The 18,157-nt window shown below is 54.7% G+C and carries 16 protein-coding genes; 14 read left to right on the top strand and 2 right to left on the bottom strand.

Annotation, left to right across the window (positions count from 1 at the left end; genetic code table 11):
• The first annotated feature begins 1 nt into the window (after nucleotide 1).
• A complete protein-coding gene (locus ASE98_RS23565; RefSeq protein WP_082457625.1) occupies nucleotides 2–2,365 on the top strand; it encodes a heavy metal translocating P-type ATPase in 2,364 nt (787 codons plus the stop codon).
• Between the two features lie 112 nt (nucleotides 2,366–2,477).
• Complete coding sequence (locus tag ASE98_RS26280; protein ID WP_082457640.1) at nucleotides 2,478–2,678, top strand: heavy-metal-associated domain-containing protein; 201 nt, start codon at nucleotides 2,478–2,480, stop codon at nucleotides 2,676–2,678.
• A gap of 258 nt (nucleotides 2,679–2,936) precedes the next feature.
• Here ASE98_RS26280 and parS read toward each other — a convergent pair whose 3' ends face one another.
• Complete coding sequence (gene parS / locus ASE98_RS23560; RefSeq protein WP_060543717.1) at nucleotides 2,937–3,413, bottom strand: type II RES/Xre toxin-antitoxin system antitoxin; 477 nt, start codon at nucleotides 3,411–3,413, stop codon at nucleotides 2,937–2,939.
• Nucleotides 3,414–3,861: 448 nt separating this feature from the next.
• Between parS and ASE98_RS23555 the strand changes: the two genes are divergently transcribed.
• The 12 genes from ASE98_RS23555 to ASE98_RS23505 all read left to right on the top strand — a co-directional run bounded on the left by ASE98_RS23555 (nucleotide 3,862) and on the right by ASE98_RS23505 (nucleotide 17,428).
• Entirely contained in the window at nucleotides 3,862–4,068 is a 207-nt protein-coding gene (locus ASE98_RS23555) for a co-regulatory protein PtrA N-terminal domain-containing protein (protein WP_060543716.1), read from the top strand.
• A 223-nt stretch (nucleotides 4,069–4,291) separates the two neighbouring features.
• Nucleotides 4,292–6,211: a copper resistance system multicopper oxidase gene (locus tag ASE98_RS23550; protein ID WP_060543715.1), complete on the top strand. Its 1,920-nt coding sequence runs from the start codon at nucleotides 4,292–4,294 to the stop codon at nucleotides 6,209–6,211.
• Between the two features lie 12 nt (nucleotides 6,212–6,223).
• The gene (locus tag ASE98_RS23545) at nucleotides 6,224–7,279 is read left to right on the top strand and encodes a copper resistance protein B (RefSeq protein ID WP_060543714.1); all 1,056 of its coding nucleotides are present in this window, start codon (nucleotides 6,224–6,226) and stop codon (nucleotides 7,277–7,279) included.
• 161 nt (nucleotides 7,280–7,440) lie between these two features.
• Complete coding sequence (locus ASE98_RS23540) at nucleotides 7,441–7,908, top strand: DUF411 domain-containing protein (protein WP_060543713.1); 468 nt, start codon at nucleotides 7,441–7,443, stop codon at nucleotides 7,906–7,908.
• 134 nt (nucleotides 7,909–8,042) lie between these two features.
• Entirely contained in the window at nucleotides 8,043–8,378 is a 336-nt protein-coding gene (locus tag ASE98_RS27365) for a hypothetical protein (RefSeq protein WP_082457624.1), read from the top strand.
• Between the two features lie 101 nt (nucleotides 8,379–8,479).
• Entirely contained in the window at nucleotides 8,480–9,736 is a 1,257-nt protein-coding gene (locus tag ASE98_RS23535) for a TolC family protein (RefSeq protein ID WP_060543712.1), read from the top strand.
• Nucleotides 9,733–11,217, top strand: a complete 1,485-nt coding sequence (locus ASE98_RS23530; RefSeq protein ID WP_060543711.1) for an efflux RND transporter periplasmic adaptor subunit — start codon at nucleotides 9,733–9,735, stop codon at nucleotides 11,215–11,217. The genes ASE98_RS23535 and ASE98_RS23530 overlap by 4 nt, the downstream gene beginning before the upstream one ends.
• The gene (locus tag ASE98_RS23525; RefSeq protein WP_060543710.1) at nucleotides 11,214–14,372 is read left to right on the top strand and encodes an efflux RND transporter permease subunit; all 3,159 of its coding nucleotides are present in this window, start codon (nucleotides 11,214–11,216) and stop codon (nucleotides 14,370–14,372) included. The genes ASE98_RS23530 and ASE98_RS23525 overlap by 4 nt, the downstream gene beginning before the upstream one ends.
• A 54-nt stretch (nucleotides 14,373–14,426) precedes the next feature.
• Nucleotides 14,427–14,789 carry a DUF3302 domain-containing protein gene (locus ASE98_RS23520; protein ID WP_060543709.1) on the top strand — a complete coding sequence of 121 codons (363 nt, stop codon included), beginning with the start codon at nucleotides 14,427–14,429 and terminating at the stop codon, nucleotides 14,787–14,789.
• A gap of 228 nt (nucleotides 14,790–15,017) precedes the next feature.
• Nucleotides 15,018–15,410 (top strand): hypothetical protein, encoded by a 393-nt coding sequence (locus ASE98_RS23515; protein ID WP_060543708.1) that lies wholly within the window; start codon nucleotides 15,018–15,020, stop codon nucleotides 15,408–15,410.
• Between the two features lie 102 nt (nucleotides 15,411–15,512).
• Nucleotides 15,513–15,932: a hypothetical protein gene (locus ASE98_RS23510; RefSeq protein ID WP_060543707.1), complete on the top strand. Its 420-nt coding sequence runs from the start codon at nucleotides 15,513–15,515 to the stop codon at nucleotides 15,930–15,932.
• Between the two features lie 11 nt (nucleotides 15,933–15,943).
• The gene (locus ASE98_RS23505; RefSeq protein WP_060543706.1) at nucleotides 15,944–17,428 is read left to right on the top strand and encodes a multicopper oxidase family protein; all 1,485 of its coding nucleotides are present in this window, start codon (nucleotides 15,944–15,946) and stop codon (nucleotides 17,426–17,428) included.
• 398 nt (nucleotides 17,429–17,826) lie between these two features.
• Here the strand turns inward: ASE98_RS23505 and ASE98_RS27575 are convergent, their stop codons facing one another.
• Nucleotides 17,827–18,120 (bottom strand): BPSL0761 family protein, encoded by a 294-nt coding sequence (locus tag ASE98_RS27575; RefSeq protein WP_060543705.1) that lies wholly within the window; start codon nucleotides 18,118–18,120, stop codon nucleotides 17,827–17,829.
• Between the last annotated feature and the right edge of the window lie 37 nt (nucleotides 18,121–18,157).

Genomic DNA, 18,157 nt, shown 5'->3' with positions numbered 1-18,157 from the left:
CATGTCTGACGCCACGGATCACCGCGACCAAAATCACGCCCATTCGGTAAAGTCCTCCGATGATGGAGGTCTACATGATCCAGTGTGCGGTATGGCTATTACTCGGCCGAGCCCGTTCAGTGAGCTTTATGAGGGACAGGCATATCAGTTTTGCAGCTTGAAATGCCAAGAGAAATTTCGAGCAGAACCTCAACATTACGCTGCTGATCAGTCTGATAGCCATCCCTCTAGTCACATCGAGCCCTCGGCTGAGCCACAGTTGGGTACTGAATTCACTTGCCCCATGCACCCTGAGATACGACAGCCAGGCCCTGGCACTTGCCCGATTTGTGGAATGGCATTGGAACCGGTCATGCCAGGGTTGGAAGAGGAGGAAAACCCCGAACTCAAGGATTTTGCCCGTCGTTTTTGGTGGTCATTGCCATTAACTGTGATAGTGACTCTGCTCGCGATGGCGGGACATTCATTACAACTCTTCCACGGAACCCAACAGAACTGGGTGGAGCTGCTTCTTGCAACCCCGGTGACTCTCTGGGCTGGTTGGCCCTTTTTTGTGAGGGGTGTAGCCTCTATTCGGCTTCGCAGTCCAAATATGTGGACCTTGATTGGCCTGGGTACAGCGGCTGCTTATCTTTACAGTATTGTAGCCACGCTCTTCCCCCAGAGTTTTCCCGCCAGCTTCACGCAAGATGGACGCATCGGGGTCTACTTCGAAGCCGCAGCAGTAATCATCTCATTAACATTACTTGGGCAGATTCTTGAGCTCAAAGCCCGATCGCAAACCTCCGCTGCCATTAAATCTCTTCTGGGGCTCTCACCCAAAACGGCACGCAAAATCAACGCCGATGGCCAAGAGGAAGATATCCCGGTGACCCATGTCCACAAGGGTGACCACCTCCGGGTAAGGCCAGGTGAAAAGGTGCCTGTTGATGGTTTAGTACTGGAAGGCGAAAGCGCAGTCGACGAGGCGATGCTGACCGGCGAGCCAGTACCAGTAATGAAGAGAGCTGGAGATAGCCTGATCGGCGCCACGCTCAATACACATGGCAGTCTGGTGATGGAGGCGCAGAAAGTTGGCGCCGAGACGGTGCTATCGCAAATCGTGCTGATGGTAGCTCGTGCTCAACGCTCCAAAGCCCCCATGCAACGCATGGCCGATGTCATCGCCGGCTACTTTGTAATGGGTGTCATCACAATTGCGGTACTGACTTTTCTGGGGTGGGGTTTTTTTGGTCCTCAACCCAGTTGGGTTTTCGGTCTGATCAATGCAGTGGCCGTGCTGATCATCGCCTGCCCCTGTGCATTAGGGCTCGCGACCCCCATGTCGATCATGGTTTCCTCGGGTAAGGCAGCCAGCATGGGGGTACTGTTCAGGGATGCCAGTGCCATCGAGAACCTTTGCAAGATCGATACGCTGATCGTCGATAAGACCGGCACCCTGACAGAGGGGCGTCCGGTATTCCACAGTGTAGAGGCCACAACGCCTTTCGACCCCAATGATGTCCTTCAATTGGCTGCCAGCCTCGATCAAGGCAGTGAGCATCCTCTGGCTCACGCAATTGTTGATCACGCCCGAGCTGAAAACCTTGTATTGAGCAAGCCTGAATCGTTCGAGTCTGGATCTGGAATCGGAGTCAGCGGCATGGTTAGCGGCAAGAAAATCCAAATGGGTAATACCGCCTTGATGGAGGAGGCAGGCGTGAGTATCAGCCCTCTCCAACATCGTGCGGAGCTGTTACGACTTGAAGGTATCAGCATCATCTATGTGGCTGTCGACGGAGTGCTGGCTGGATTGCTCGCGGTGTCAGATCCGATTAAGCCAACCTCCAAAGAGGCCGTCACTAAGCTCAAGGCTGACAATGTAAAAATCATCATGGCCACTGGCGACGGACTCACCACGGCACGAGCTGTAGCCAAGGAAATGGGGATCGAAGAAGTCCACGGCGAAGTGAAACCTCAGGACAAGGAGCGTCTGGTCGCGGACCTTCAGCAACACGGTCGTCGGGTTGCCATGGCTGGCGACGGTATCAATGATGCGCCTGCCTTGGCCCGAGCAGATGTGGGCATCGCCATGGGGACAGGGACAGACGTCGCGATGAACAGTGCACAATTGACCTTGGTTAAAGGCGACTTAATGGGAATTCTTCGAGCGCGTGCTCTTTCTGTCGCAACAGTAAAAAACATGCGGCAGAACCTTGGTTTCGCCTTCCTCTACAACGCGATGGGGATACCACTCGCTGCGGGCCTATTGTATCCACTGACCGGACACCTGTTATCACCAATGGTCGCGGCCCTCGCGATGAGCGTCAGCTCCGCATCCGTCGTTTTCAACGCATTGCGGTTGAGAAACGTCCGTATAGATTGAGGCCCAGGCATCCATTCAAACTAGGATGTAAAGAACTCTTGACCTTCCTATCGTGGCAACGTTGATGCTGTTCCTGCGGCTAAAAAGGCCGCTCACCATGAGAGGAATAACTATGTTCGTCTTGAATGTTTCAGGCATTGCTTGCGGTAGCTGTGTCAGCAAAATCACCAAAGCTATTCAGTCGTTGGATAGCGAGGCTGCTGTTTCAGTGGATCCTGCTGCTGGCAAGGTCAACGTTGAAAGTATCGAAAGCCCAGAGCGAGTCCGTGCGGCTGTTGAAGCGTTGGGTTTTCCTTCCACGGTTAGTGCCTGAGACGGTGATCTTGCTCCGCGTTAATGCCCTCATGCATAAGCTCTCCATGCCGCATTTCAGATGTGAGCGCAGGTCTCGGCGGTCAACTCAGCCCTGCGCTCACGAGCGCTATTCTGCCGATGAGCAATTTCCGTCGCACCCAGCATGTGTATCGAAATTAGCGAGTTTATGCTCAGGACATAATTTTGCTAATTTCCATACACTAAGCATCGCGGCAGTAGAAAACACGCAAGGTGTGTTTGGCAGACGCTTACAAACTTAGACTACTCCACCCCATTTTATAACTTGAAGCACACGGCTAACTTGCACGGCTCCGCGCTCAGTTTTGCAGAGCATTATGGGTTTACTACCACCGAGGGCTTGATTCGGCTTTGACATCCAGTCGGTGGCTGCTTGTCTGCTGTCGCAGACCTCCTCAGCCAAGTGACAAACAGCCGCAATTCGATCTAGTCGTCCGGACGCAACAGGATCAAGAGGCTTTTGTTGACGCCTATGTCGTTTGAGCGTGGAGGTCGAAATATTGAACAACATTTCCAAGCTACTTTCCTGAAGAGCAAAGTTCGCACAAAGGGCTTGAAAAAGTTGAGAGGGAAGCCCTTCACTGATCTGGAGTAATCGTTCCGATTCATTGAGAAAACCTCGATTTGCGCTGAAGCTCCAAAACATGGCAATCAATAAATCACGCGCTTTTTCTTCCTTTTTTGTTCGGCGTCGAGTGGTCGTTGTAGTGGTCATCACGACTCCATCAAACCAATTGGGTTTTTCTATCGCAAAGGCAACATATGGGCGCTGCGTTTAGGTTGCCTCGTGAGCTCTTCGTCCTGCCCCTCTGCACTGACCATCTACCGTGCTGATTGGGTTGAAGTAAAAGTCGCTTACCCATGGACCGACTGTAACGTGGGGCCCTATTGACCAGCAAATTGCATTCCCACCGGCCGCCCATTTGCATTCGCATCAATGCGGGAGTTCGGAAGGTGACTTGGCCGGATGCTTTCCCTGTTTCAACGTACGCAGACGATTGTTCAGGAAGAAAAGCGCAACCTTACGCACCTGTAATGTTCACCTAAGGTTCCTGACAGGGAACGACGGTTAAGGTGGCACCGAGCCTTGAGCTCAGCCCCAAAACCATTTTTCTCGATGTGGATTTAATGGGGTAACTGAAAACTCATCCAAGGATATCCAAATGAAATCTATGAAAACCCTGTTTGCCATTGCAGCTTTGACCGTCTCTTCCCTGGCTATGGCCGCAGGCGGTGGTGATCGGGCATTTGAACGTATGGAGGCGGCCAGAAAGGACTCGATGGAGTCGTACCAAATTGCCCAGAAGCAAGGCACTCAGCTCCCCGTAGCCGAGAGCAAAGCTAAAGCTGCCGACCACACCAGCTGCTGATCCATTTGGCACATACCCAAGCTGACAGAAATGTAATCACCCTGATAGTTAAAGTGTGGCAATTTCTAAGCTCGTCTGCCGTATGAGTGTTGTCAATTTCGGCGGCGGGCAAGGCTCAGGAAAGATGCTAGAAGAACTCCAGAGAAGTTGCCCCCGAACCGATAAGCGAAACGCACAAAGTGCTTCGCACGGCTTTCTTTTTGACTGAGTGGACATAAACGGCATGCATTCCAAAACCTCTAGGCGGACCTTCGTCAAAGGCCTGGCCGCTGGTGGCATTCTCGGCGGTCTCGGCCTGTGGCGTACCCCTGTCTGGGCAGTAACTAGTCCCGGTTTCCCGAACGTATTGGCCGGCAATGAATTTGATTTGTTCATTGGCGAAACTCCAGTGAACATCACAGGCTCGGCGCGCACGGCGATGACCATCAATGGTTCTTTGCCGGGACCGCTGCTGCGCTGGCGTGAAGGAGAAACGGTCACGCTGCGGGTGAAAAACCGACTGGACCAGGACACCTCCATCCATTGGCACGGGATCATTCTGCCGGCCAACATGGATGGTGTACCCGGCTTGAGCTTCCACGGTATCGCTCCCGATGGCATGTACGAGTACAAATTCAAAGTCCATCAGAATGGTACCTATTGGTATCACAGCCACTCTGGTTTTCAGGAACAGTCAGGCGTCTACGGTCCAATCGTGATCGATTCGAAGGCGCCAGAGCCATTTCAATACAACCGCGATTATGTGGTGATGCTGACCGATTGGACTGATGAAGATCCTGGTCGCGTGTTAGCCAAACTCAAGAAACAGTCGGACTACTACAACCACCACAAACCTACCGTCGGCGACTTCATCAACGATGTCAGCGAGAAAGGCTGGTCCGCGACAGTGGCGGATCGCAAGATGTGGGCCGAAATGAAAATGAACCCCACCGATCTTGCAGACGTCAGTGGGGATACTTACACCTACCTCATGAATGGCCAGGCCCCTGACGGTAACTGGACCGGTATTTTCAAACCGGGCGAGAAGCTGCGACTGCGCTTTATCAACGGTTCGGGAATGAGCTATTTCGACGTTCGTATCCCAGGCTTGAAAATGACCGTGGTGGCCGCCGACGGCCAACACGTCAATCCGGTCAGCGTCGATGAGTTCCGCATTGCCGTGGCAGAAACCTATGACGTAATTGTGGAGCCTGTCAGTCAGGAGGCCTACACCATTTTCGCCCAGTCCATGGATCGAACCGGATATGCCCGCGGAACCCTGGCAGTACGCGAAGGGCTCAAAGCTACTGTTCCCGCGATCGATCCACGTCCTCTGTTGACCATGGATGATATGGGGATGGGAGGAATGGATCACGACAATATGGCAGGCATGGATCACAGCACAATGAAACCGGGCGACATGGCCGGTATGGACCACAGCAAGATGATGGGCATGGATCAGGGCGATATGTCCGGCATGACCGGTATGGATCACAGCAAGATGACGGCCATGGATCAGGGCGATATGCCCGGTATGAACGGTATGGACCACAGCAAGATGACTGGCATGGATCAGGGCGATATGTCCGGCATGGCCGGTATGGACCATAGCACGATGGCGGGCATGGGCGGAGGCGCTATGCAGTCTCACCCGGCATCCGAAACCAACAACCCGTTGGTTGATATGCAAGCCATGAGCACAGCGCCGAAGCTAAACGATCCCGGCATTGGCTTGCGGAACAACGGCCGTCGAGTTCTAACGTACTCTGACCTTAAGAGCACGTTCCAGGACCCGGATGGTCGCGTGCCCAATCGCACCATTGAGCTGCACTTGACCGGTCATATGGAAAAGTTTTCCTGGTCATTTAACGGCATCAAATTCTCTGATGCTGAACCATTGCGCCTCAAGTATGGCGAGCGTCTGCGCATCACCTTGGTGAATGACACCATGATGACCCACCCCATCCACCTCCACGGTATGTGGAGCGACCTGGAGGATGAGAACGGCAATTTCATGGTGCGCAAGCATACGATCGACATGCCGCCAGGCACTAAGCGTAGCTATCGAGTAACAGCTGATGCGCTGGGACGCTGGGCTTATCACTGCCACCTGCTGTTTCACATGGAGATGGGGATGTTCCGTGAAGTACGGGTTGATGAGTAAAGGAGACGGGATATGACCCAAAAACCAAAAAAACGGATTGAGATCATGACCTGGAAGCTTCTACGTCCGACGCTGATGGCACTGACGGTCTCCTTCAGTGCCGCTTTTGTTGGTTTGGCCAGTGCCGCTGAAGAGATGGATCCGTCGATGACTATGTCTTCGGGAGCGGAGTCGAAACCGGCCGCACCTCAAAAGCCAATCCCCGCCAAAGACGGCCAGATGGATCACTCCAACATGGATCATGGTTCGATGGAGGCGATGGACCACAGCAATATGAATCATGGCCGGATGGACCAGGGTCAAATGGAAGGCATGGATCACAGCAAAATGAATATGGATACTGAGGCGACCAGTACGAGTCGAACGCCAATCCCCGTGTTAACCGAGGCTGATCGTAAAGCGGCGTTTCCGCCTCTTGCAGGTCATGGTGTTCATGACAAAAAACTCAACTCTTTCATCCTCTTGGACAAGTTCGAATACCAGGATGCGGATAACGGCAGCGTTCTGAATTGGGAAGCCAAAGGTTGGATCGGCGGTGACGTCGATCGTTTATGGCTGCGCTCGGAAGGTGAGCGCACCAACGGTGTGACGGAAGACGCCGAGCTCCAGGCGCTTTGGGGGCACTCAATCGGTCCATGGTGGGATGTTGTTACCGGCGTGCGCCAAGACTTCAAACCAGGCTCACCGCAGACTTGGGGTGCCTTCGGCATCCAAGGCATGGCCCTCTACAACTTTGAAACTGAAGCCACCGCATTCATCGGCGAAAACGGCCAGACCGCCGCTCGGCTGGAAGGTGATTATGACATTCTGCTCACCAATCGCCTGATCTTGCAGCCTACCGCTGAAGTGAACTTCTACGGGAAAGACGATCCTCAGCGCGGTATTGGCTCTGGTTTGGCCAATACGGAAGTGGGTTTACGGTTGCGCTATGAGATTGTCCGCGAGTTTGCGCCCTATATCGGGGTGACCTGGAGTCGCTCTTATGGCGAGACTGCCGACCTCGCTAGTGATGAAGGAGAAGATACGAACGAGGCGCGATTTGTCGCCGGTATTCGGATGTGGTTTTAAGAAAGCAGCGCCCATGCCCATGATGAGGACGCTGCGCCTTCTCAGGGTGAAGATACCAAGCCAGGCCATCCTCAGGTTGTGAAGGCTTCACATGATGCCCAAGCAACTTCGGCCGCTCAGCCTAAAACTCGTACCCATGCTGATGGGAAGGAGCACCCCCCATGCGAAATAACTTTCTTCGTCCCAGCCGGGCACTTCGCCTCGCCGCATTCGCGGCTCTGTTTATCAGTTCAGTTGGTCATGCAGCAGAGTCGCTGACGATCGACGTCCATCGTGATGCGAACTGTGGATGTTGCAAGAAGTGGATCCAGCACCTTGAAGCTAACGGTTTCACCGTCGTTGATCATGTAGAAACCAATATGAGCACGATCAAGCAAGACTTGGGCGTTGTTCCGCGTCTCTCGTCATGCCACACAGCAGTGGTCAACGGAAAATTTGTAGAAGGCCACGTACCTGCTGAGCAAATAGTTGCCTTGAGCAAACGTGATGACCTTATAGGGATTGCTGTGCCGGGCATGCCGGCAGGCTCGCCTGGTATGGAAGTCGATGGAAAGCAGGATGCTTATCAGGTGATCGGTCTGAGCAAAGCCGGTACTGACCAAGTGATCGCTGAGTACCCGGCAAACTAATCAGTGTTTGGCGGCTCTGCCGCCTTTATGACAAGAGGGAGCATAGGGCATGTTGACCTACAGACGCTATTTGGCTGGTTCTCCTGATAGATACGTATTTGTACAGCCAATTTTCAGCGTCTAGACTCCCTCGCATGAGACGCTATCTGCGGTGTTGCCTCATTCTCCTGATCAACTTGGCGCTTCCCTTGAGTGGGATGGCGGGCATTCAGTCACCGCTAGAACCTTGCCCCATGAAAACCATGATTATGATGAGTGAGATGAACCAGGACTGCGGCGTCGACATGAACTGCTCCGTCGATCATGGTAAATGCTGCAATCCTGGCCAGGATTGCAGGAGCGCCGTTTTGCTACAAGTGTCGTTTCGGAAACCTGTCACTCATTTGTCCAGTCCACAAATGCTGACAACTTTCAACGATTCCCTGCCTATTCATGCCCCGTCGAGAGTTTGGCGACCGCCTCGCGCTTGATTCCTGTACCACACTGAATCTCATCCTGCTTTGGCGCGGGATGGCATATCTGTGCGCATGTTTAACGTGGCGCGCAGTAGATCCTCACAGGAATCGTGAGCATGAATTCCAAGTGTTACTGCACTGGTTGGCCCCTCTTGGTCGCCTTGGTGGCAAGCATTCTGGCATTGCCCAGCCTTGCTGCGCCCCTAACACTCGACGAAGCCTTACGCTTGGCTGAAAACAACGCCCCTTCACTGACCGCTCAAGCTGCTAAACAGCAAGCAGCCCGTAGCGCAGCCATTCCAGCCGGTGAACTACCCGATCCGAAGCTCCTGCTGGGCGTACAAAACTATCCCATCAGCGGCCCTGAGGGTGGGCACCTGAAGCAGGACCCCATGACCATGCAGATGGTCGGGGTCATGCAGGAGGTACCCAACCGTGACAAGCGTAAAGCACGCATTGAAGTTGCTGAGGCGTCCGTAGCGCGAGCTGAGGCCGAAAGCCGTTTCGAGCGACTGAACGTTCGTGAGGCCACGGCATCAGCTTGGATCAGCAGTTACTCCGTCGAACGGAAAGAGGCGCTGTTTCAGGATTTTTACCGGGAGAACCGTCTATTGACTGATACCGTTCGGGCGCAGATTGCCGGTGGCCGAGCTCAACCTGCCGATGCGATCACGCCCAAACAGGAGGCGGCTCAGTTGGCGGAACAACAGGACGAGCTAATTCGTCTACGTGCGAAAGCCCGAGCGGCACTCAAGCGCTGGGTTGGCCCAGCGGCCAATGACAAGCTCGTCGGCAGCTTTCCCGATTGGCCCATCGATGCCTCAAGTTATTCCCAGAAGCTGCAACAGCACTCTGCCGTGGCGGCTTCCGCTTCAATGACTCGCGAAGCGCAGGCCAAGGTGCGTGAAGCCGAGTCGGAAAAGCAGTCCGATTGGAGTTGGGAGCTCGACTACCAGCACCGCGACAGTCAGTTCGGCGATATGGTCAGCGTGCAATTTACTTTCGACCTACCACTGTTCCCCGACTCTCGACAAAACCCGAAAATCGCCGCCAAACACGCCGAACTGAATCAGCTGGAGGCGGAGCGCGAAGCTCTTGTACGTGAAAAGACCCAGCAACTGGAGGACGATCTGGCGGAGTACGAGCGTCTGAACCGTGCCGTGCACCGCAGTCAGGACAGCTTAATACCGCTGGCCAAGGAAAAAGTGGATTTGACTATGGCCAGCTACAGCGCAGGTAAAAGCGACTTGGCAGCAGTCATTACGGCTCGACGTGCGCTTATCGAAACCCGCCTCAAACAGATCGACTACGAAGAACAACGCGCCCTCACCAGTGCTCGCCTGTATTTTGCTTATGGGGATACCAAACAATGAGCACTCGAATCTGGAAAGGGGCTTCACTGGCAGGTTTTTTGATTGCTTTGGGCGCTATCGGAGGTTACTGGATCTCTCACCAGCGCATGAGTGCAACGCCTGAAACAACTGCTGAGCAAGCACCTAAAACGCAAGACGAACGCAAAGTTCTGTATTGGTACGATCCGATGCAGCCACAACAGAAATTCGATAAGCCGGGCAAGTCGCCCTTCATGGATATGGAGCTGTTGCCCCGATACGCTGATTCCTCGGCGGACAATGCGGCCATGAGCATCGACCCTGGCCTGACCCAGAATCTCGGCTTGCGCTTGGCCACCGTCACCCGTGGACTCCTTGCTTCCAGTCTGGACGTGGTGGGTGCGCTAGCATTCAACGAGCGGGATGTCGCGGTCATTCAATCGCGTACTGCCGGCTTTGTGGAGCGGGTGTATGCCCATGCTCCAGGCGATGTACTCAAAGCCAATGCGGCGTTGGCCGATATCCTGGTACCCGAATGGGCCGCTGCTCAGGAAGAGTTTCTCGCACTCAAACGCATCGGCGATGCCGACTTGCTGGCGGCAGCACGACAACGGCTGCGCTTGACCGGGATGCCAGCGACGCTGATTGCTCAAGTCGAGCGAAGCGGCAAGGTTCAGCCGATCTTGACACTCACCAGCCCCATCAGCGGTGTGCTGTTAGAGCTGAGTGTCCGTTCAGGTATGACTGTGGCCGCCGGCGTGACTCTGGCTCGGGTTAATGGCTTGAGTAGTATCTGGCTAGCGGTGGCTGTTCCAGAGTCGGAGACTGGATCGATCATCGTCGGGCAAGCGGTCGAAGCACGTTTGCCAGCCTTTCCGGGGAAAGTACTCAGTGGCACCGTCAGCGCGATTCTGCCCGAAACCAATCCAGACAGCCGGACCGTGCGCGTGCGGGTTGAATTGCCCAATCCTGATGGGCAACTGCGGCCGGGCATGACAGTCCGGGTGCACCTGAATCGTTCGACAGATCAAAGCGTATTGTGGGTGCCGAGCGAGGCAATCATCCGCACTGGCCGACGTGTCTTGGTGATGCTCGCTGAAGGCGCTGGCCGCTACCGACCTGTAGAAGTGCAACTCGGGCAGGAAAATGAAGGCAAGACAGTGGTATTGAAGGGGTTGGAAGAAGGCCAGCAGGTAGTCAGCTCAGGGCAGTTCCTGCTCGACTCGGAGGCCAGCCTCAAGGGTCTTGTCGCGCCGACTCTGGAAGTTTCGTCACCCACTGCCGCAGCTGCCGCCCTGCATGAGGCCGAAGGCCAGATTGTCGAGATCAATAGCCAAGACGTGACGCTCGCCCATGGTCCATTCAAAACCCTGGGTATGCCCGGCATGACCATGACCTTTCCATTGGCTGACCCTGTTCTCAAGCAAGGGCTCAAAGCGGGGGACAAGGTTAGAATTTCACTGAGCCAAACCGATGATGGTTTGCTCGTTGAACGCCTGGATAAATTAGGGGGCCAGCCATGATTGCCGCCCTGATCCGCTGGTCAGTAGCCAACCGCTTCCTGGTACTGCTCGCCACGCTGTTCGTCACGGCCTGGGGTGTCTGGGCGGTTCAGAGCTCCCCCATCGATGCATTGCCAGATCTTTCCGATGTTCAGGTGATTATTCGCACTCCTTATGCGGGGCAAGCGCCGCAGATTGTCGAGAACCAGGTGACCTACCCACTGGCCACCACCATGCTATCGGTGCCAGGGGCCAAAACAGTTCGCGGCTATTCCTTTTTCGGCGACAGCTTTGTTTACGTGTTGTTTGAAGACGGTACCGACTTGTATTGGGCTCGCTCACGGGTATTGGAGTATCTGAGCCAGATACAAAGCCGTCTGCCGGCCAGCGCCAAACCGGCTTTGGGTCCGGATGCTACGGGGGTGGGCTGGATCTACCAGTACGCACTGGTGGATCGCAGTGGTGGGCACGATCTGGCGCAGCTACGCGCACTACAGGATTGGTTTCTCAAGTTCGAACTCAAGACCCTGCCCAATGTGGCGGAGGTCGCCACTGTGGGCGGCATGGTCAAGCAGTACCAGGTGCAGCTCGATCCGCTCAAACTTGCCAGTCAGGGCATCACCCAGGCGCAGGTGGCCGAGGCTATCGGTAAGGCCAATCAGGAAACCGGTGGTGCGGTGCTGGAAATGGCGGAAACCGAATTTATAGTGCGCGCTTCCGGTTACCTGAAGACACTGAATGACTTCCGTGCGATTCCACTCAAGCTTGGCGCTGGTGGTGTACCAGTGACCCTCGGCGACGTCGCGACTATCCAGATGGGGCCGGAAATGCGTCGCGGCATCACCGAACTCGATGGCGAAGGTGAGACCGTCGGCGGCGTGGTGATTCTGCGCAGTGGCAAGAACGCTCGCCAAACCATTGCTGCGGTCAAAGCCAAACTTGACGACCTGAAGAGCAGTCTGCCAGCCGGAGTAGAAATCGTCACCACCTATGATCGCAGCAAGCTGATTGATCGTGCCGTGGAGAACCTTGGCTACAAACTGCTTGAGGAATTCCTCGTCGTCGCGGTGGTCTGCGGGATATTCCTTTGGCATTTTCGCTCATCCCTAGTGGCTATCATCTCTCTGCCGGTGGGGGTGCTGATTGCCTTCATCGTTATGCGCTTCCAAGGGATTAATGCCGACATCATGTCGCTTGGCGGGATCGCTATCGCCATTGGCGCCATGGTCGATGCCGCCGTGGTGATGATCGAAAATGCTCACAAAAAGATCGAGGCCTGGCACGCGGCCCACCCGGGGAAGGAACTGAGGGGTGAACAACACTGGCATGTAATGACCGAATCGGCGGCCGAGGTAGGGCCGGCACTGTTTTTTTGTCTGTTAATCATCACACTTTCGTTCATACCGGTGTTCACACTGGAGGATCAAGAGGGACGTCTGTTTGGTCCTTTGGCCTTCACCAAGACCTACGCCATGGCCGCTGCGGCCGGACTATCGGTAACCTTGGTGCCAGTGCTGATGGGCTACTGGATTCGTGGACGAATCCCCAGAGAGGAGCAGAACCCTCTGAACCGCTGGTTGATCAGGATCTATCAACCGGCCCTGGACGCGGTACTGCATCGTCCGAAAATCACCCTGTTGGTCGCGCTCTTGGTCTTTCTCAGCGCGCTATGGCCGGTCTCTCGCTTGGGCGGCGAATTCCTCCCTGCGCTGGACGAGGGCGATTTACTCTATATGCCTTCGGCCCTACCGGGGTTGTCGGCGCAGAAGGCCGCGCAACTGCTGCAACAGACTGACCGCATGATCAAAACCGTGCCAGAGGTCGAACATGTCTTTGGCAAAGCCGGCCGCGCTGAATCCGCGACCGATCCAGCCCCCTTGGAGATGTTCGAGACCACCATCCAATTCAAACCACGCGAGCAGTGGCGCCCCGGGATGACCCAAGAGAAGCTGGTGGAAGAACTGGATCGAGCGGTGCGAGTCCCGGGGCTGACCAATATCTGGATACCGCCCATCCGCAACCGCATCGACATGCTCGCCACCGGTATCAAGAGTCCAATCGGGGTAAAAGTTACCGGTCCCAACCTCACGGAGATCGATGCAGTTACTCAGGCAGTCGAGCGCGTGGCGAAGGACGTGCCTGGGGTCAGTTCATCTCTGGCCGAACGATTGACGGGTGGGCGTTACATCGATGTGGATATCGATCGTAAGGCAGCTGCCCGCTACGGGTTGAACATCGCCGATGTGCAGTCGATCGTGGCCGGTGCTATTGGTGGTGAAAACGTCGGGGAGACAATTGAAGGGCTCGCACGCTTTCCGATCAACGTGCGTTATCCCCGAGAATGGCGCGACTCGCTCGGTGCATTGGAGCAGCTGCCGATCTACACCCCTTTGGGGAGTCAGATTACCCTCGGAACAGTAGCAAAGGTCAAAGTCAGTGAAGGGCCTCCGATGCTCAAGAGCGAGAATGCACGGCCTTCCGGCTGGGTGTACATCGATGTGCGGGGCCGGGATATTGCCTCGGTGGTCGCCGACTTGCGCCGGGTCGTCGGTGAGCAGGTCAAGTTGCAGCCAGGCATGAGTTTGAGCTACTCCGGGCAGTTCGAGTTTCTAGAGCGAGCCAACGCACGGCTCAAGTTGGTGGTACCGGCCACGTTGCTGATCATTTTCGTACTGCTCTACCTGACCTTTTCCCGTTTCGACGAGGCCTTGCTGATCATGGCCACCCTGCCATTCGCTCTTACGGGTGGCGCATGGTTCCTCTACCTATTGGGATTCAACCTGTCCGTGGCTACCGGCGTCGGTTTCATTGCTCTAGCAGGTGTGTCTGCCGAATTTGGCGTGATCATGCTGCTTTATCTGAAAAACGCCTGGGCCGAACGCGAAGAGGCAGACGACAGTACCGAGCGTGGGTTAATCGCCGCGATTAGCGAAGGCGCCGTGCAGCGTGTTCGACCCAAGGCTATGACCGTGGCGGTCATCATTGCTGGTCTGTTACCAATCTTATTGGGCAGTGGTACCGGTAGCGAAGTGATGAGCCGCATTGCCGCACCTATGGTCGGTGGCATGATCACTGCGCCTTTATTGTCTCTGTTTGTCATCCCTGCGGCCTATCGTCTGATGCGCCGTCGACACCTATCTGCTGAACCCACCAACACTTTAGAAAAGATCGTATGAAACTGACCCTGATTGCAGTTTCTAGCACCGTAACTGAAGACGACGGAGGGAGTCATGCTCGATTACTTCGCTTTGGGCCTCTTAATATTTGTCGGTTTGGTTTTGTTTTACGGAATCCTCATGTTGCATGACATCCCCTATAACATCGCCGTGAGCCGCAATCACCCTCATCAGGATGCGATCCATGCGACTGCTTGGGTAAGCATGTTCACCTTACACGTGCTCTGGCCGTTTCTGTGGATTTGGGCAACCTTGTACAGGGAAGATCGAGGGTGGGGTTTCAGCGATGGACAATCGCCGAAAAACCATGTCGTTCACCTGGAGCAACAGATCACAGACCTGCAACAGCGCATTGAGCGCCTGGAAGAGACAGCGACGTCGCCAAAGGCATCGGCTAATTCTGAAGAGGGCATCTAAGCTCCGCTCGCTCGCAGCAGGTATTCCATACCGATTTCGCACCAGACGATCTGCGCTTGGCGCAGTTGTAAGGTATCGATGCCGAGCCCAGCCCAAAGCTAGGGGTGATCCAAGATGAGTTTTGAACTTGGTCGTCACCCCTCGCTTGCTTGACTTCGATCAATGTTTCTATTTCTTTGCAAGCTAGACTGAAAATTGTTACGACGTAAAAAGTCGAGGAAGTACTCCATGTACTGGTTCCGCCGTCATCGTCAAAGCCTATTGCACCTCACCCTCGTGGTGTGGGTGTTGGCTGTGGCGGTAATGGCAATCCAGGGTTGTCTGGTGCAGACAGGTCACAATGTAGCTACGCCACACACTGCCGAGCAGTATTTGCAGCCTGATCATGTTCTCCACGCCAATGGTTGCCTCCAGACGTGTGAGGACGTTGCCACGGCGATTAAACCTTCATCGCAGATTCCAGTATTAGACCCCATCAACTGGGTAGTCCTTTTGCTGTTAACTGCGGCAGTACTCCTACTTATCCCAGAAGAGAAATTCTCCTTCGCCGCTCTTCAACTGAAGCGCCCCGCACCGCCGGGGAGGCCAGCCCGCCTGACTTTCGTTCGTTCCAACGATTAACCCCAATTTCAAAGTGGCCGGCACCGGTCGCTCTGTCTTGCTGCGCCGCTTTTTTGCGACTCAGTTGTTCCTGCTTACCCTTCACAATCTCCGGAGCTCATCATGCAAGCAATTTCCAAATTGGTTCTAGCCACGATTTTGGCAAGCAGTGCGTTCATGGCCTCTGCCGAAGATGCGCACCACCCAGCCGACGTACCAAGCAACTCAGCCGAGAATACAGCACCAGCACCAGCACCAGAGTCGGCGGCCATGACTCAAGCTATGACCGATCAAATGCAGAAAATGCAGGCTGCACATGACAAAGCAGCGGCTGCAAAGACTCCCGCCGAGCGCCATGCGGCCATGCAAGAAGGCATGAAAACGATGAAGGACAGCATGGCCATGATGAGCAAACATCATAGCGCAATGGGCTGTATGAACATGTCTGGGGATAAGAACAGTGGAGGTATGGGGATGATGGACATGATGATGAAAATGATGGATCAGCAGTCAAACATGATGAACATGCCAATGACTAAGTGAAGGTGACCCAGATGCAACGACGTACCTTTCTCGGCGGGATGGCTGTAGCAGGACTGGTAACTCCTTGGTTGCGCGCCTGGTCGGTCGAGACCATGGGCTCCCCGTCGTCGCCTCTTGGGCTGCCATTGCTGGCATCAGAGTCACTGCCCAAAGGTGGTACTCTTCGGGAACTCACCAAACTGACCAACACCAGCAATCAGCCAGGCAACTTCCAAGGCAAGCTGATCGCTGCACCTGTAACGCTGCCGTTTATCCCCGGTCATGCTTCGACCGAGTTCTGGGCCTATAACGACACTCTGCCCGGTCCTTTGATTGAGCTATTTGAGGGGGACACGGTGGAAATCACCTTCGTGAACCAGCTTAAACAGCCATCCACTATTCACTGGCATGGCTTGCCAGTGTCGCCGGAGCAGGACGGTAACCCGAAAGACCCAGTGCCACCCGGCGGAAGCCGTATCTATCGTTTCAATCTGCCCGAGGGTAGTGCCGGTACCTACTGGTACCACCCTCATCCACACCAATATACCGCCGAGCAAGCCTTCCGTGGACTGGCTGGGGCTCTGGTGGTCCGATCGCGCAAAGACCCACTGATCACACTGCCGGAACGACTGTTAGTGATCTCTGATCTCAAACTGGACCGCTATGCTGCCATTGCACCAAATGAAGAAAACGACTGGATGAATGGTCGCGAAGGTCAGTTCGCCTTGGTCAACGCCCAGCGTCAACCGGTATTGCCATTCGATACAGGAGGACGCGAGCGTTGGCGCGTTTGGAATGCCTGTAGTGCCCGATATCTACAACTCACGCTGCCCGGTAGTACGCTGACTCTAGTAGGAACGGACGGTGGTTTATTGGAAGCTGCACAGCCAGGACTGACCGAATACTTACTGGCGCCCGGCCAACGGGCCGAACTCATAGTCGACGCCAGTAACCGTCGAGACAAAGCAGAGCTAATTGCTAATGTATATCCACGGGGCAAGATGGGTAATGTGGCGCCTGATCGAATCATCCCCCTGCTAACAGTTGATTTTGCAGCCGTCACTTCCAAGGTACAGGCAGACTTGCCTGCCCATCTTGGCTCAGTGGACGACCTTGGCCCGACGTCAACCTCTAAGCAGGTAGTATTCAGTGAAAGCATGAGTATGGCCAATGGTCGCCATAGCGTTCAGTTCCTAGTCAACGATCAGGAATACGACATGCAACGGATCGATCTGACCAGCCGAGTCAATGAAGTGGAGCTTTGGGAAATCGTCAACCGCAGCGACATGGACCATCCCTTTCACCTACACGGCACCCAATTCCAAGTAGTTGAGCGCGAGTTTGAGGGAGTGGTCACGCCCGCTCCATTCCGTGCATGGCAGGATACGGTCAACCTGCGCGCGAATGAAGTCGTACGTATTAAAACAGTACAGCGATGGCCCGGCTTACGCATGTTTCACTGCCACATCCTCGAACATGAGGCAATGGGCATGATGGGACAGCTTGAGGTGGTTTGAGCGGAGACAACAATGTCGTCATAGGCAGAACATTCGTCAGATTCCAACAAGCCGGAGAAGTTTCGAGTTAGGCAGGTATTGGCTTGATCATTTCCGCGAAGCAGGTTCATCGACCGCTGATATCGATAAACTGCCGCGCAGAAATAGCCATCCCAAATTACTCCGGCTCAAGCTCTTGACGTTGCACTCACCGGACTATCGCTTGGTATAAGTGCGCACGCATTACACCCTGCCAAGCGGTTCCCAATTATGAGACTGAGTGACAATTACACATTGGCATGTAGCTATCGCAGTCATAAGGCGGAAGGCTCGAACGGCCGGCATAACTATGTTCAGCGTTGCAACCTACGAAATTGACAGCACTTTACCTACTGAAATGGCTACGAAATGGAGGATCGCTAAGTCCGAGAAACGCTATCTGGGCCGTCGTCAGAGAACAGGAGCTCAGTAACCAACCAGACGCCTAGTACCGGCGGTAGAGGTCCATGTTTCTCCTCAACGAGATACAGCTCGGCTTTCCGGCGCTCCTCTAATTTGCCAGCGAGCCAAATATCACTCGCAGCGGGGTAATGACGCAGCAGGCCTTTGGCACGAAGTCGTAAGGATTCGGGCACGCTCGCGTCATGGGCAAGATCCTGTAGAAATCTCTCTGTCTGGACAACGCTACGGGTACGCTCATGTACCTTAGTCATAAAGATTTATCGCTCCTGTTAAGTCGCTGAAGCAGCT

Origin of the sequence: Pseudomonas sp. Leaf48, from assembly GCF_001421885.1 — a bacterium.
Lineage (GTDB): Bacteria > Pseudomonadota > Gammaproteobacteria > Pseudomonadales > Pseudomonadaceae > Aquipseudomonas.
This window is presented reverse-complemented; position numbering and strand designations above follow the sequence as displayed.